The sequence below is a fragment of the Streptomyces xinghaiensis S187 genome (assembly GCF_000220705.2).
GTDB lineage: Bacteria > Actinomycetota > Actinomycetes > Streptomycetales > Streptomycetaceae > Streptomyces > Streptomyces xinghaiensis.
Genome location: NZ_CP023202.1, coordinates 4,334,962 through 4,349,440, shown reverse-complemented (window position 1 = coordinate 4,349,440; position 14,479 = coordinate 4,334,962). Strand labels below are relative to the sequence as shown.

Annotated in this window: 15 protein-coding genes and 1 tRNA gene; 13 read left to right on the top strand and 3 right to left on the bottom strand. The window is 71.1% G+C overall.

The genetic code is table 11. From position 1 onward, the window contains the following. Window positions 1-326: 326 nt before the first annotated feature. A complete protein-coding gene (locus SXIN_RS18665; RefSeq protein ID WP_157916308.1) occupies window positions 327-575 on the top strand; it encodes a hypothetical protein in 249 nt (82 codons plus the stop codon). Between the two features lie 113 nt (window positions 576-688). Here SXIN_RS18665 and SXIN_RS18660 read toward each other — a convergent pair whose 3' ends face one another. Beyond that, window positions 689-1,273, bottom strand: coding sequence for a hypothetical protein (locus tag SXIN_RS18660; RefSeq protein ID WP_019711711.1), 585 nt, complete (start codon window positions 1,271-1,273; stop codon window positions 689-691). After that, complete coding sequence (locus SXIN_RS18655) at window positions 1,270-2,244, bottom strand: NsdA family TPR-like regulatory protein (RefSeq protein WP_238153802.1); 975 nt, start codon at window positions 2,242-2,244, stop codon at window positions 1,270-1,272. The genes SXIN_RS18660 and SXIN_RS18655 overlap by 4 nt, the downstream gene beginning before the upstream one ends. Before the next feature lie 454 nt (window positions 2,245-2,698). Here SXIN_RS18655 and SXIN_RS32795 point away from each other — a divergent pair, with 454 nt between their 5' ends. The 10 genes from SXIN_RS32795 to SXIN_RS18610 all read left to right on the top strand — a co-directional run bounded on the left by SXIN_RS32795 (window position 2,699) and on the right by SXIN_RS18610 (window position 10,100). Next, window positions 2,699-3,247 (top strand): ATP-binding protein, encoded by a 549-nt coding sequence (locus tag SXIN_RS32795; protein ID WP_095757245.1) that lies wholly within the window; start codon window positions 2,699-2,701, stop codon window positions 3,245-3,247. Between the two features lie 114 nt (window positions 3,248-3,361). Continuing rightward, window positions 3,362-4,156 carry a hypothetical protein gene (locus SXIN_RS18645; protein ID WP_019711714.1) on the top strand — a complete coding sequence of 265 codons (795 nt, stop codon included), beginning with the start codon at window positions 3,362-3,364 and terminating at the stop codon, window positions 4,154-4,156. Further along, window positions 4,153-4,287 (top strand): hypothetical protein, encoded by a 135-nt coding sequence (locus tag SXIN_RS32790; RefSeq protein WP_019711715.1) that lies wholly within the window; start codon window positions 4,153-4,155, stop codon window positions 4,285-4,287. The genes SXIN_RS18645 and SXIN_RS32790 overlap by 4 nt, the downstream gene beginning before the upstream one ends. Window positions 4,288-4,382: 95 nt before the next feature. Continuing rightward, window positions 4,383-5,327 carry an endonuclease/exonuclease/phosphatase family protein gene (locus SXIN_RS18640; protein WP_019711716.1) on the top strand — a complete coding sequence of 315 codons (945 nt, stop codon included), beginning with the start codon at window positions 4,383-4,385 and terminating at the stop codon, window positions 5,325-5,327. Window positions 5,328-5,499: 172 nt separating this feature from the next. Further along, window positions 5,500-6,357: a TetR/AcrR family transcriptional regulator gene (locus tag SXIN_RS18635; RefSeq protein WP_337589353.1), complete on the top strand. Its 858-nt coding sequence runs from the start codon at window positions 5,500-5,502 to the stop codon at window positions 6,355-6,357. Beyond that, a complete protein-coding gene (locus SXIN_RS18630) occupies window positions 6,354-6,935 on the top strand; it encodes a nucleoside-diphosphate kinase (protein ID WP_019711718.1) in 582 nt (193 codons plus the stop codon). The genes SXIN_RS18635 and SXIN_RS18630 overlap by 4 nt, the downstream gene beginning before the upstream one ends. Before the next feature lie 33 nt (window positions 6,936-6,968). After that, on the top strand, window positions 6,969-8,150 hold the full coding sequence (locus SXIN_RS18625; RefSeq protein ID WP_039824320.1) for a hypothetical protein: 1,182 nt from the start codon (window positions 6,969-6,971) through the stop codon (window positions 8,148-8,150). After that, entirely contained in the window at window positions 8,150-8,752 is a 603-nt protein-coding gene (locus SXIN_RS18620) for a 3'-5' exonuclease (RefSeq protein WP_019711720.1), read from the top strand. Before SXIN_RS18625 ends, SXIN_RS18620 begins: the two co-directional genes overlap by 1 nt. Next, complete coding sequence (locus tag SXIN_RS18615) at window positions 8,746-9,345, top strand: AAA family ATPase (protein WP_019711721.1); 600 nt, start codon at window positions 8,746-8,748, stop codon at window positions 9,343-9,345. The genes SXIN_RS18620 and SXIN_RS18615 overlap by 7 nt, the downstream gene beginning before the upstream one ends. Then, window positions 9,342-10,100 (top strand): aldo/keto reductase, encoded by a 759-nt coding sequence (locus tag SXIN_RS18610; RefSeq protein WP_019711722.1) that lies wholly within the window; start codon window positions 9,342-9,344, stop codon window positions 10,098-10,100. The genes SXIN_RS18615 and SXIN_RS18610 overlap by 4 nt, the downstream gene beginning before the upstream one ends. A 343-nt stretch (window positions 10,101-10,443) precedes the next feature. Here the strand turns inward: SXIN_RS18610 and SXIN_RS18605 are convergent. Further along, a tRNA-Leu gene (locus tag SXIN_RS18605) sits at window positions 10,444-10,526 on the bottom strand. 458 nt (window positions 10,527-10,984) lie between these two features. On the opposite strand from SXIN_RS18605, the gene SXIN_RS18600 reads away from it, so the two are divergent. Continuing rightward, window positions 10,985-11,761, top strand: coding sequence for an ABC transporter ATP-binding protein (locus tag SXIN_RS18600; RefSeq protein WP_050931218.1), 777 nt, complete (start codon window positions 10,985-10,987; stop codon window positions 11,759-11,761). A 146-nt stretch (window positions 11,762-11,907) separates the two neighbouring features. Then, on the top strand, window positions 11,908-14,424 hold the full coding sequence (locus tag SXIN_RS18595; protein WP_019711724.1) for an ABC transporter permease: 2,517 nt from the start codon (window positions 11,908-11,910) through the stop codon (window positions 14,422-14,424). Window positions 14,425-14,479: the final 55 nt, after the last annotated feature.

The following is a 14,479-nucleotide window of genomic DNA, read 5'->3' as shown; positions in this document are numbered from 1 at the left end:
CTCACTGCGCTGACCTGGCAGCTTGCGGAGCATGAACCAGGCTTCGCTGCCGCCGTGACCTCCCCCGCAGGGGCGGCGACGCCACAACCAGCCTAACTGGCCGGATGCGACCCTTCTACGACTACCGCCACCGGCGGAGATCATTCCGGAAGTTGTTCGGTCTTCACCAAACAACCAAAGACCCGTCAGGCCGCCGGGCCGACGGGCCGTCAAAGCAACGGCCCCCACGGGCGAGCGCGGGGGTCAATCGCTTTCGCCGGGCCTTGATGCCGGGTGCCGAGTTCACGAGCGAATCGTGGGACGGAGCGACGTTCGCCTTCGGGCGCATGCTCGAACACCGAATGAACGCGACGCTCCTCGACCTCGAAGAGATGACTTCCGGGGCGCAGCCGGGAGAGTTCAGCCTTGGGTGGCCCGTGACGTCGTGGCTGCGCGCCATAACAGCGCTCATGCCGCACATCAACGTTGAGGACGTCGACAAGGCCGAGATCCTCAAGAGCGCGAAGGCCGCGAAGAAGCACCAGGCCGAGGCCCGGCAGCATCCCGCCGACCTGATCAAACTGGCCTCACGCTGAATTCGGCGGCTACTGGCGCAGCCAGCCCGTGCCGCCGACAGTCAGCCCGGTTCACCGCCCAGCCGGATGGGGCCCCGCCCCGGAAGAAGCGGCGCCCGGCCGGCTGACAGCGGTCAGTCTTCGGCCGGGGCCTTGAGCGGGTCGCGCATCATGGCGGCGAAGACGGGGGAGTCGGGGAAGGGCTGCTGTCGTCCGATCTCCCGGTAGCCCCAGGACTCGTACACCGCTTTCAGCCGGCCGTCTGCCCGCTCCGGGTTCACCAGGAGCGTGGCGCGCTCCTCGGTGCGGCCGGACAGCAGTTCCTCATGGATGCGGCGCGCGGCTCCGGTGCCGTGCGCACCGCGCCACGGCTTCCGTACCAGGATCTCGTTGAGGGCCAGGGTGCGGGTGCCGGTCTCGCGGACGTAGTCCTCCGGCAGCGGCTCGCGCATGGACGACCACCATCCGGTGTTCTCGCCGAGCGGCATGGCGAAGGCGTACCCGACCGGCGTCTCGTCCTGGTAGCCGATGACGGCTTCCCAGCCGGGCCGGGAGGCGTAGCTGCTCAGCCGGTCGTTGAAGCGGTCCACGTGGTAGAAGGGGTCGCCCATCAGGCCGTAGTCCCCACGAACTTCTACGTGGACGTCCAAGAGGAGCTGCCGAACCTCTTCCACGTCGGTGTGGTGGCGGAACGTGAGGCTGCTGCCTTGGTGGGTCATGCGGCGATGGCCTTCCTGTGTTCCGCCCACTCGCGGGCGGGGCCGCTCGTGGGCGCGAGGGCATTGAGTCGCTGGGTGAACTCGGTCAGGAGATTCCCCACGCGGCCGTGGACGGCCATCGCGGCGGGCACGGCCCGGGCGGAGGCGACGGCGTGCTCGATGTCCCCTTGCCCGACTTGCGCGAGGGCGATGTTCGCGTGGGTGAGGGCGCGGTTGCGGTGCAGATCCGGGCGGAGCCGGGCCAGGGACTGGTGCGCCCGCTTCTCGGCTTCCTCCCACCGGCCCAGGCGCAGGTGTGTGGACGCCGCGAGGCTGTCGATCTCGGCCAGGTCGAAGAACCGCAGCCACGGCGGCCGGTTCGCCGCTTCGTCGATGCGGGTGTAGCTCTCTTCCGCCCGGCCCAGGGCGCGCAGGGCGCTGCGGGCGTCGCCTCCGTTGGCGTGGTGCACCGCCAGCCGGGCCAGAGCGAGGGAGGCGAAGGCAGGGTTACGGCGGGTCGCGGACGATTTGCGGGCGAGCTCGGCGGCGGCGAGGGCGTCGGCTTGCCGGCCGAGCTGCCGGTAGAGGAACGCGGCGTGCCCCCAGACCCGGAATTGCACTGCGGGGTTCTGCGCCAGGTTGGCCAAGGTCACGGCCTGGTGCATGTGCGCCTGGCCTGAGCCCATGCGGCGCCCGTCGATGGCCGCCCACATGGCGCTGGTGGTCAGGGCTGCGGCCACGGCGTACAACTCGGATTGCACGCGGCTGGACGCGGTGCCGCTTTGCAGCATGTCCAGTGCCTCTTGCGCGAGAGCGGCGGCGTGCTCCTCCAGCGCCGGGGTGCCGCCGTACCGGTCGTCCATGCTCACCACCGCGGCGAGTTTGGCGTTCATCCGGTCCACATCGCCGTACCCGAGTCGGCGAGATCGCGCGGGGGTTGATGCGGGCAGCGCTGCGCCGGCGGCAGCGGCGACGAACGCTCTGCGGTACACGGGGTCCTCCTCTGGAGACGAAGGGGGGAAGGAGGTTTTACCCCTTGGCTCGAACCCTAGTTGTACAGCCGTTCGGCCTGTGACTCGTTGGAGCGCGAGGCGCTGGCGGTCGTTCGGCCACTTCGTCTCTCCCGACAGCCACCGGTGGACGTGACGCTCGCTCACCGTGCCGTACGTGCCGGTTAAGTCTGCGATCACGTCGTTGACCTGGTCGGCGAGGCTCTGGGCAGTCACCCCGTGATTCCTGAGCCAACCTGCCAGAGCATGGTTCCGTGTCGGCTTCATAACGGAACGTTAGGGCGGCTGCTGTCCAACGACAGTAAAGGGACTGCAAAGTTGCCAGGGGGCGGGGGCGCAAATTGGGGCGCCAACGTCATGCACACGGACGCCGCGCGGCAGTTGTCTATTCACGTCAGCCCGAGTGGACCGCCCCCTCGACGGCCAAGAGGTACCCATGCCCGCACTGCCCCCCAGCACAAAGAGCCGCGGTGCACACCCCGTGACGCCGGCAACGGCGGGCACCGCACGCCCCGCCCCGGGGACACTCCCCGGCCGCTCCCCCGGCGGCAAGTCCTCGGGAGCGGGGCACCCCGGCCCTTCGCGGCGACGCGCGCTGACGCTCGTTTTCGCCCCCAGCACGGACGGTGACCGCCTGCTTTGGCCGCGGGAGGCCCGAGCCGTCGCCGTCGAACAGCTCAAGCGGTGGGGGATGCCGGACGGACTCCGCGACCGCGTGGAGCTGGTGGTGTCGGAGCTGGTGACCAACGCCGTATCCCACGGGGAGGGCCGCGTCACCATGTGCCTGACCGCAGGTGGCGCCGGCCTCCGCGTCACCGTGGCCGACGAATCCCCTCTGCTGCCGGTCCCGCGCGACGCCGGCCCGGACCAGGAGAACGGCCGCGGTCTCCTCCTCGTGGCCGGCTACTCCAACGACTACGGCGTCGACCCCGACGGCACCGTGTGGGCCTGGTTCGACACCGCGGCGCAGCCAGCCACCACCTGACCCGACTTCCGCGCCCCCGCCTTCGGCCCCGGGCCCGGGCCGGGGCGCGGATCCCAACCCCCGGAGGGCCCGCGGTCCCCCGGGGGTCCGAAGACCGGCACGACCAAGGAAGCCATGCCACGCCATCCGCTGAACCCCGCCCCCTTCCAGAAGGCCGGGACAGACGCCTTCGGGTTACCCGTCGCCGAGCCCCTGCAGCCTGCCGGGGGAGCCCGGGCCGGCGTCAAGGCGGCCCGCAGGAGCGCCGGGCGCCGTCGCGGGCGGAGGCCGCGGGTCGTCCCCTACACGGTGCCGTGGGAGGGGGAACTGCCGCCTCTCGAATCCGCGTTCGTCCCCCGCCCGGGCGGCGGCATCGCCTACCCGGACGAAGCCCCCGGCGACCGGTACCGCGACGTGCTGTGGGCCCGCATGACCGGCGACCCCGGCCAGGGAGAGCCCCGCTTCCCTGACCTCCACCCCGGGCGGCAACTGGCGACGATGAGCCGGCTTCTGTGCCAGGTGTGCGGTGGGCAGGCCAGCCACACCAGGGACGGGACGCTGTTCCTGTTCCAGACCCCGACCGGCCCCAGCGAAGACCTGCCGCACGGCCCCGGACCCGACTGGCCCGAAGGCGTCAGGACCCGGCAGCCCCCGCTCTGCCTGCGCTGCGCCCCGATCGCCCGGGCCCAGTGCCCCCACCTCCAAGACCAGTGCAGCGCTGTACGAGCCCGGAGCATCCGGCCCGTGGGCGCCTGCGGCACGCGGTTCCGCACAGCAGGTGACCGCGTGGTGCCGGTCAAGAGCAACGTGACGCTCTCCTTCGATGCCCCGGCGACCCGCTACCTGCTGGGCGCTCAACTCCTGGTCACCCTCCACGGCACCACCGTGGTGAACCTCGACCGGGAACTACAGCGGGCGGGGACGCGGTGAGGGCCGCCCCGCACCGCCAGCCCCGCCCGCCCGGTCTGGCCCGCCGCCACCCCGGCGCCACGCTGCTCGTCGTCCTCCTGGTCGGCTTCGCCTTCTATGCCGTGTGGCCGCTGGTGATCTGGCTCATCTAGACCCCTCGCAGCGGTCTCTGGACCCCTTGCCGGGGGCCGCTGCGAGGCCCCGGGCGGCGTACCGCGCCGCCCTCCCCAACCAGAAAGAGACGATCTTGACGTACGGCGACGACACATTACGGTTCGTGGGCTGCAACCTCGAACACGATGGCGGCCTCGGCCCGGACGGGACACCGGGCGAGCGGTGGCACATCATGCACAAGGAAATCCTGGCGCCCCTCCGCCCCGACGGCCTGTTCCGGCAGGAGGCCACCCACAGCCGCGAGGAGGGGCACGACCGCCTGCACGCGGCCGAACGCGCTCTCGGCGGGATGCGCGGATTCATCGGCCAGCCCGGGGTCGGGAAGAACCCGACCGCGCTGCTCGTACGCCCCGAAACCTTCCCCGTGGTGAGGGAGTACCGGCCCGAGAAGGGGTGGCGCACCCCGCCGACGAACATCGTCACCGAATACGTCGGCGTCCCGGGCAGCCGCATCGTCATGGTGTCCTGGCACGGCGCCTTCAACTCGCCCCGCGCGCGGGAGCGTGAGGCCGATGAACTCGCCGCCCTCGCCGACAAGACCAAGCAAGGCATGGCGTTCATCGGCTTCGGCGACTGCAACGAATACCCCGTCCCCGTCGGGGAGACGGTGCCGCTGCCGAACTGGACCGACCCCGACATCACCGACCTGCCGCACATCATGCACCGCACCAACCAGGCCCCGGACGGCTCCCGGATCTCCTGCACCTACCTGGACGAAACCCTGCTCGGCTGCGGACTGCACGACCCGGCCCGCTACGCCGCCCACCACCTCGGGCAGAAACACGCACTGGACCCGACCGCCGGCCACGCCTCCACCAGCGGGCAGGGCGGCGGCCGGCGCATCGACCGCTGCTATCTGGACCCGCGGCTCGTCCGAGCCGTGGTGGATGTCGAGGTCATCGACACCACCGGCGTCAGCGATCACCACGCCCTGCAGGTGGACCTCTCCCGCCGCGGGGTGGAGGAGGCCCTGCGCGGGAACATCGACCCACTGCCCCCGGTCGCGCTGACCGCCTGAGCACCTGAGCACCCGGGGGGAGACCGCCCGGCAGCGGCCTCCCCCCGGCATGGCCGAACCCCCATGAACGCCAGAAAGGCACCTCACCCCGATGACCTTGCCCATGGACCGGCCTGGCGCGGCTGGACGCGGGAGCATGGTGACCGCGCCGGGCTTGCCCGAGATTCCGCGCGTGCCGCCCCGCAGACATCTCACAAGCGACGCCTACAAAACCTTCGCCTGCGCGCTCCTGGCCCACTACCGGGCCGGAAAGTCGATCAGGACGCTGGCCGGGGAGACCGGCCGGGCCTTCGCATCGGTTCACAAGGCGCTGCAGGACGCCCGTAGCTTCGCTCCGACCGGACAGGAAGAGGCAGTGACGGCCGTACGCGAGCGTCTCATGGACACCGCCATCGCAGCCCTCTCCGAACGGCCTTGGACCCAAATCCGCTTGACGGGCATCGCCGCAGAGGCCGGAGTGTCCCGGCAGGCCCTCTACAACGAGTTCGGCAGCAAGGACGGCCTGGCCCGAGCGCTGGCGTGGCGCGAGATCGACCGCTACCTCGCAGGTGTCGAGCGCGCCCTGACCAGACCGCCGCAGGTGCCCCCCGCAGACCGGTTGGCGGCACTGGCCGACTGGACGTGGCGAACGACCCGCACCCCGCTGGCGCGGGCTGTGCTCACCAACTGCTGGGACGTGCGGCTGCCGCGGCCGTCCCGGGCCGCCGCTCTGGAGCCTCCTGGCCCGTTCGCCCCCGAGAAGTCCCGCGCTGGCAAGCCGCTGCCGTCACCGGCCGAACTGATGGACCAGGTGCGGGACATGGCGGTGGCCGCCCTCGCGCCGGACCAGTCCTCGGACGACAGGCAGCGCACGGTCGCCGTCTGCGAGCTCGCGGTGCGGGTCGCATTGTCGTTCGTGATAGCACCGGCCGGCGAACTGGACGCCGCACAGCTGATCTGGCGAGCGCTCCACCCCCTGATCAGCGACGGCCCCACCGCCGAACGTCTCCCCGCCCGGGCGGGGTTCAGCGCAGGGAAGGAGACCTTGTGAACGCGATCCCGTGGGACCGGAAGCCCGCCCGCCCCGGTGACGTGGTGGCCGGCGTGGACTGGGAACGGTGGAGCGTCGTCCTGTGCAAGCCGGACGCTGTGCGCCGCGGCCTGGTGGACACGCTCCTCGCCCGGATCGCGGCCCTGGACGCGACGGTCCTGGCCCGTACTCAGGTGGTGGTCGAGCCGTGGCAGGTGCATGTGCACTACTGGGACCTGCTGGTAGACGCCGATTGGTACTACTGCAAGGTTCGCGCCTGCCTGGATGAGATGTACGTCGGCAAGCCGGTGTGCGTGGCCCTCGCCTACGGGACACCCGGTATCCACGGCCGGCTCCGCCGCGCGCTGGGGCATTTCGACCCCACGCAGGCCGGGCCGGGCACGATCCGCGGGGACCTGGGCACCGACAGCGCGGCCGCCGCCATGGCCGACAGCCGCCTGGTGGAGAACCTGATCCACACCTCCGACGACCCGATGGCGGCCCGCCGGGACTTCGGCACCTGGTTCGGTGCCGGCCGCCGGGCCCTGCTCACCCCGCCCGACCTCCGCCGGGGCGGCACCGCCCCCGGCGGCCAGTGACCCCGCTCAGCCCCCTCTCTTCCTGGAGGCGCCATGTCCGACCTTGCTCCCCCTCGCCGTCCCCTGCCGATCCTCGATCGCGCGGAGATCGACGGCATGCACCCGAAGATCGCCGACCCGATCGAATACCGAAAGTCAGGGCTCTCCCTGAACTGGATCGTCGGGTGCCCGCTGGATTGCACGTACTGCATCCGGCAACTCCTCGACAACTACGACATGAAGGTCCCCCGGCGGCTGATGAGCGACCAGGACGCGGCCCGCGCCCTGGTCGAGCACCGGTACTTCACCGATCACGTCACCCCGATCCAACTGCTGAACAAAGCGACCGATCCGATGCTGCCGGCTGTGAAGCCGCACCTGTTCGCGGTGATGCGGCACCTGGACGACATGGGCCTGACCAACATGGTGCTGGTCATCACCCGCTGGCGCGTCACCCCCGAGGACTGCGCAGTCCTGAACAGCTTCAAGAACCTCCGCGTCACCGTGCTGGTCACCCACTCCGGTATCGCCGACAAGCGCATCGAGCCGGTGGACTCCCACATCGCCGCGGCCAGCCTCCGCACCCTGTACGAGCACGCCGACCGGTACCGCACCATCCTGTACTGGCGGCCCATCGTGCCCGGCCTCAACGACACCCCCGACGACTTCCAACGGGCCCGGGAACTGGCCGAACACGCCCACGCCACCGTCTTCACCGGCCTGTTCTTCCGCGACGAGATCACCGACTTCTACAAGGCACACAACCTCCCCATGCCCTACGAGGAGACCGCACGCCGGAAGATCATGCCGGAGACGCTGGAGCGACGAATCCTCGACTTCTTCCGCCGGCCCGACACCCAAGCGCCCTTCGGGGAGCTGTTCCGCAAGACGAGCTGCGCCGTCACCTTCGCCCACGGTGAGCCCGACTACAACGGCCATTACGGCATCCGCGAGTTGTGCAGCATCTGCCCGCGCGCCCAGCTCGAACTGTGCGCCCGCGCGTTCACCAAGCCCAACCCAAAACACGTCATCCAGGACGCGCGGCGCCTCGGCGCCACCGGAGAGGTGACCATCACCGACCGGGCCATCACCGTGCAGGGCCTGGACGAGCCGCCGCGCTACTACCTCCAGCACACGTACGGCTACCAGTGCCACGCCGCCGAGCACCCCCACCTTCCCCGACAACACGGCCGCGCCCCCATCGGCTGGCGCGCCGAGGACGGAGCCCGCACCTGATGGACTGGCCCAAGCTGTACGTCGTGGACGTCGAAGGCAACGGCGCCCGCCCGCCGGACCTGGTGGAAGTCGCCACCCTCCCCGCCGACGCCACGGGCCTGCACGCCGACTCCGCCCGCGAATGGCTGATCCGCCCACCACGCCCCGTCACCTGGCACGCGACCCGCGTGCACGGCCTGACCGCCGAAGACCTGTCCGACTGCCCGCCGTGGGAGGAAGTCGCCGACCAGGTACAAGACGTGCTGGGCGGGGCGTGGATCTGCGCCCACAACGCCCACGTCGAACACCGCGTACTGACCGCCCACCTTCCCCAGTGGCAGCCGGCCGGAGTCCTGGACACCCTGCGCCTGGCCAAGACCACCCGCCCGGGCCTGCCCTCCTACTCCCTCGACGCGCTCATCGAGCACTTCCAACTCGACCTCTCCGCAGCCCCCAGGCAGCGGCACCGCGCCCTGTACGACGCCTTCGCCGCCGGCCGGCTGCTCCTTGCTTTGGCCGCCGACTACGAGACGTGGCCGGCACTGGCGGCCGCGGCCGTCCCGCCCGGCCTGCCCGGCGCCCCCAACCCCGACACCGACACTGAGGAACCAACACTGTGGTGACCACGCCCCTGCCCGGTCGGGCCCGCATCGGCATCCTCGGCGGCCCCTGGACCGGAAAGACGACCCTGGCCCGCCGTATCACCACCGAACTCGCCGGTCACGGCCTGCGAGTGGAGCGCGTTGGCGGCCTGGCCAAACGTGCCGCGGCCGCCGGGATGCCGAAGATGGACACGCAGACCGCCCACACCACCGAGTGGCTGATGCACCAAGGGCTCGCCGACGAGACCGCCGCCCTGACTGCCGCCAACGTCGTCCTGGCCGACGGGCCGGTCCTCGGCCCGCTGGCCTACTACACCGCGGCCCTCGAACACCGCGGCGAGACCCCCGACGAACTCGCCCTCGACCGGCTGCGGCTCCTGGCCTCCCTCGCCGTCCCGGACTACGACCTGCTGATCGCCACCGTGCTGGACCCGCAGGAAGCCACCGACAGTCCTCACGGCGACCTGCGATTCCAGATGCAGGTGCACCAGCACGCCCATGCCCTCCTGGCCGACCTGGAAGCCCCGCACACGATCGTGGAGAACGTCGACGCCTCCCAGGCCGCGGCCGTCACCCGCGCAGTGGAAAGCGCCCTCAAGGCGGCGGACCGATGACGGGCCTTGGCACGATCACCATTGCCGGCAAGGACGTCTCACGCCTCGGGCTCGGCACCATGCGCCTGACCGGCCCCGGCACCTGGGGCGCACCGCCGGACCCCGGCGAAGCCCTCGCCGTGCTCCGCGCTGCCGTGCACGAGCACGGCATCTCGCACATCGACACCGCCGACGCCTACGGCCCCCACATCGCCGAAGACCTCATCCGCGATGCACTCCATCCCTACCCCGGCCATGTGCTGATCGCCACGAAGGTCGGCATGGTCCGCCCCGGCCCGAACGTCTGGAAGCCCCTGGGCCGCCCCGACTACCTGCGTGCTGCCGTTGAGGGCAGCCTGCGGCGGCTGGGCACCGAGACACTCGATCTGTGCTACCTGCACCGCGTGGACCCGCTGGTCCCGCTGCGCGACCAGCTCGGGGAGCTCGCGGCCATGCAGCGCGAGGGCAAGATACGGCACATTGGCCTGTCCAAGGTCACCAGCGGGCAAGTCCGTGACGCGCTCGGCATAGTCGAGGTCGCCGCGGTGCAGAACGTCCTCCACGTGGAGGAGCGGCATGACCCGGTGCTGGAACTGTGCCAGGGCCGCGGCATCCCCTACGTGCCGTACCGGCCGCTGAACGCCGGCCGGCTCGCCGGGACCTACGGCATCGCCTCAGCCCTGCGGTGGCTGACCAGGCTCGAGCACACCGCACCCATCCCCGGCACGAGCTCCACCAAGCACCTGGCCGAGATCGTCACTGCCTGCACCGCATAGCGCCCCCTGCCGGGTGTGCCAGGGCCAGCCGCACCCGGGCACACCCGGCGTCGTTCGCCCGAGGAGACGGGGCCGGGATTGTGGGATGTCGGCCAACCGGAGCGGGCCCCGGCCGCCCGCACCCCTGCACCGGGTGCGGGCGGCCCCCTGAACGGGTGTCAGTGCCAGTCCCTACCCTGCGAGACGTGACCTCTCCCCATCCGCTGATGACGCCTCGGCCTTGTTCTTCCGCTTCGCGCTGTACGCCATGACGGCATGGGTAAAGCCCCCGTGCGCCCACGGGCACACAACAACCCTGCGAGAATCGGTCATTCTCGCAGGTCGGGCCGGGTATCGGAGGGAGTGCCCGGAGCCGGACTTGAACCGGCACGGCCTTCTAGGCCAGTGAGGTTTAAGCTCACCGTGTCTGCATTCCACCATCCGGGCGGGATCCCCCATGACGATGCCAATGGGGCTGGTCAGGCTTGCGGGACCGCTCCCAGCGGCTCGCGGTCCCCCCATGGCGCCCTCCGAGCCTATCCGGGTGCGCGGTGCTGAACAGCCCGTTCCCGAAGGGTGGTTGTCTGATTTTATGGGCAGCTGAAGGTCCATCAGAACCGGGATGGCGAGAACCTGCTGCTGGTCCCTGCGGGGCACCGCGCCCGGCTCGGTCCGGCGTGCCCGGAATTGACGCGATCTCGACTGCCCCCGGCCGCCCCTCCGGCACATCCCGTCATCCCCAGGTATGACAGCGGCCCCCGCAGTACCTCCCTGGAGGGCTACGGAAACGGGTACGCGGGGTGATCCCAGGGGCTGTTCCGGCCGAGACGATGGTGGGGTCCCCGGGCGTCCCAGCCGATGGCCCGAACGCATGCAGACAGGAGCAGTTCCCCGTGACCACCAGCATCACAGGTGCCCGGACCGCCGCCCGCCCCACCACGGTCGCCGCCCGCGCCACGGACCTCACCAAGGTCTACGGCCAGGGGGAGACACAGGTGGTGGCGCTCGACGGGGTCTCCGCCGACTTCCGCCGGGGCGAGTTCACGGCGATCATGGGCCCGTCCGGCTCCGGCAAGTCGACGCTGATGCACTGCGTGGCCGGGCTGGATTCGATATCCGCCGGCTCCGCCCGCATCGGCGACACCGAACTGGCGTCCCTCAAGGACAAGCAGCTCACGCAGCTCCGCCGGGACAAGATCGGCTTCATCTTCCAGGCGTTCAACCTGCTGCCCACGCTCAACGCCCTGGAGAACATCACCCTCCCCATGGACATCGCGGGCCGCAAGCCCGACCCCGAGTGGCTTGACCGGGTCGTGAGGACCGTCGGCCTGGAGGGCCGTCTCAAGCACCGGCCGACCGAACTGTCCGGCGGCCAGCAGCAGCGCGTGGCCGTCGCCCGCGCGCTCGCGAGCCGCCCCGAGATCATCTTCGCGGACGAGCCGACCGGCAACCTCGACTCCCGCTCCGGCGCCGAGGTGCTGGGCTTCCTCCGCAACTCCGTGCGCGAGCTGGGCCAGACGGTCGTGATGGTCACCCACGACCCGGTCGCCGCCGCCTACGCCGACCGCGTCGTCTTCCTCGCCGACGGCCGCATCGTCGACGAGCTGGAGAACCCGACGGCCGAGGCCGTGCTCGACCGGATGCGCACCCTGCCGACCGGGGCGGGCGGCACCGGCGCCTGAACCGCCGCCCCCGCCCGATCAGCCGCGCCCCCACCGCGCGCCCCCGCGGCGTGCCGCCGTGCGGGAGCGGTGTGTGCACCTCCCCGGCCCGCGGGCCGTCCCGCCCGCCCCTGGGCCGCCCACCCCACACCAGGATTGACAGGACCATGCTCCGTACCGCCCTGCGCAATGTGCTCGCGCACAAGGCCAGGCTGCTGATGACCGTGCTCGCCGTCCTTCTCGGCGTCGCCTTCGTCTCCGGCACCCTGACCTTCACCGACACCGTCGGTGACGCCTTCAAGAAGAGCTCCGCCAAGAGCTTCGACCACGTCTCCGTCGCCATCCGGTGGGGCGGTGTCGCGGCCGGCGAGGAGGAGCCCCGGCTCGACGACGCCCTGCTGAAGAAGGCCGAGGAGCTGCCCGGCGCCGCGTCGGCCACGGCCGGCGTCTCCGACTTCACCGCGCTCGCCGGCAAGGACGGCAAGCTCGTCGGCGAGGGCTGGTCCACCCTCGGCGGCAACCACCACCCCGGCCCGGACGGCAAGGACCCCCGCTACACCTTCACCGACGGCCGCGCCCCGGAGACCGGTGACGAGGTGGCCCTCGACCGCCGCACCGCCGAGCGCACCGGCTACCGCACCGGCGACACCGTACGGCTCTCCGTCGACGGGCCGGTGCGGACACCCGAGGTCACCGGGATCTTCGACACCTCGGACGGCAACGTCGCGGCCGGCGGCACCCTCGTGCTCTTCGACAACGACACGGCGCTCGAGCTGTTCGGCGGAGCCGACGGATACGACGAGATCACCGTCCAGGCCGCGGCCGGCACCTCGCAGACCGAGCTCAAGGCGGCGGTCGAGGAGATCCTGCCGAAGGGCACCGAGGCCGTCACCGGCAAGGTCCTCTCCGACGAGCAGGCGCGGCGGATCACCGCGGAGACCGAGGAGATGGGCAACGTCCTGCTCTACTTCGCGGCCATCGCCCTCTTCGTCGGCATCTTCATCATCGCCAACACCTTCACCATGCTCGTCGCCCAGCGCACCCGGGAAGTCGCGCTGATGCGCGCCATCGGCGCCTCCCGCCGCCAGGTGACCCGTTCGGTGCTCATCGAGGCGTTCCTCGTCGGCCTGGTGGCCGCCGTCCTCGGTTTCGTGGCCGGTCTCGGCATCGCCGTCGGCATGCGCGCCGGCATCGGCGCGGTGGGGGCGACCATCCCGGACGGGCCGCTCGTCATCGCCCCGCAGACCCCGTTGATCGCTCTGGTGATCGGTGTCGTGGTGACCATGCTGGCGGCCTGGCTGCCCGGCCGGCGGGCCGCCAAGGTGCCGCCGGTGGCCGCGATGAACAGCGTGCACGCCACCCCGACGACCCGCGGACTGGTGGTGCGCAACAGCATCGGCGCGGGCATCACCGCCCTCGGCGCGGCGCTCCTCTTCCTCGGCGTCACCCAGGACAAGAACCAGCTCCTGGCGGCCGGTTCGGCGACGATGATGGTCGGGGTGATCGTGCTGACGCCGCTGCTGTCCCGCCCGGTCATCGCCGCCGCCGCGCCCCTGCTGGACCGTTTCGGCACGGCCGGCAAGCTGGCCCGGCTCAACTCGCTGCGCAATCCGCGCCGCACCGCCTCCACCGCCTCCGCGCTGATGATCGGGCTCACCCTGGTCACCGGTCTGACGGTGGTCGCCACCTCGGTGCAGAGCGCCGTCGACAAGATGGCCGTGGGGCTGATGAAGGCCGACTACGCGGTGAGCATGGCGAGTTACACCGGGCTCTCCCCCGACGTGCGCGAGAAGCTGGACGGGATGCCGGAGGTCGCGGCCACCAGCCCGATGCGCGCCGCGTACGGCACGGTGAACGACGAGTGGGTGGGGATGACCGGGGTCGACCCGGCGTCCATCGGCCAGGTGCTCTCCCTCGACTTCAGCAGCGGCTCGCTGGACCGGCTCGGAGGAAACCGCGCGGTCGTCGACCACAAGACCGCCGAGGCGGCCGGGATCGCGACCGGTGACACCTTCACCTACGAGTTCGACGACGGCAAGACCGAGAAGCTGGAGGTCGCGGGCGTCTACACCGGCAACGAGATGATCGACGGCTTCTTCGTCACCACCGGCGTGGTCGATCCGCACCTGACGGAGATCACCGACTTCCAGGTGATGGTGAAGATGAAGGACGGTCCCTCCGCGCAGGCCGAGGAGACCATCACGGAGGCGCTCGGCAAGAACCCGGCGATCCGGATCCAGGACAAGCGGGCCATCAGCGAGGAGATCAGCGGCGTGATCAGCCTGATCCTCAACATGCTCTACGGCCTGCTGGCGATGGCCGTGATCATCGCGGTCCTCGGAGTGATCAACACCCTGGCCATGTCGGTCTTCGAACGGAAGCACGAGATCGGGATGTTGCGGGCGATCGGCATGGACCGCTCGCGGGTCAAGCGGATGATCCGGCTGGAGTCGATCGTGATCTCGCTCTTCGGCGCCGTGCTCGGCATCGGGCTCGGGGTCTTCCTCGCCTGGGCCGCCGGGACGGCCATCACCGAGTCGATGGAGACGTACACCATGACCGTCCCGTGGGAGCGGATCGGCGCCTTCCTGGCCCTCGCCGGACTCGTCGGCGTCCTGGCCGCGCTGTGGCCGGCGCGGCGGGCGGCGAAGCTGAACGCGCTGGAGGCGATCAAGGCGGAGTAGCGGCGGGACCCCGCCCCCGGGCGGGCCGCGGGCACCGGGACCGGGCCCCGTTCGC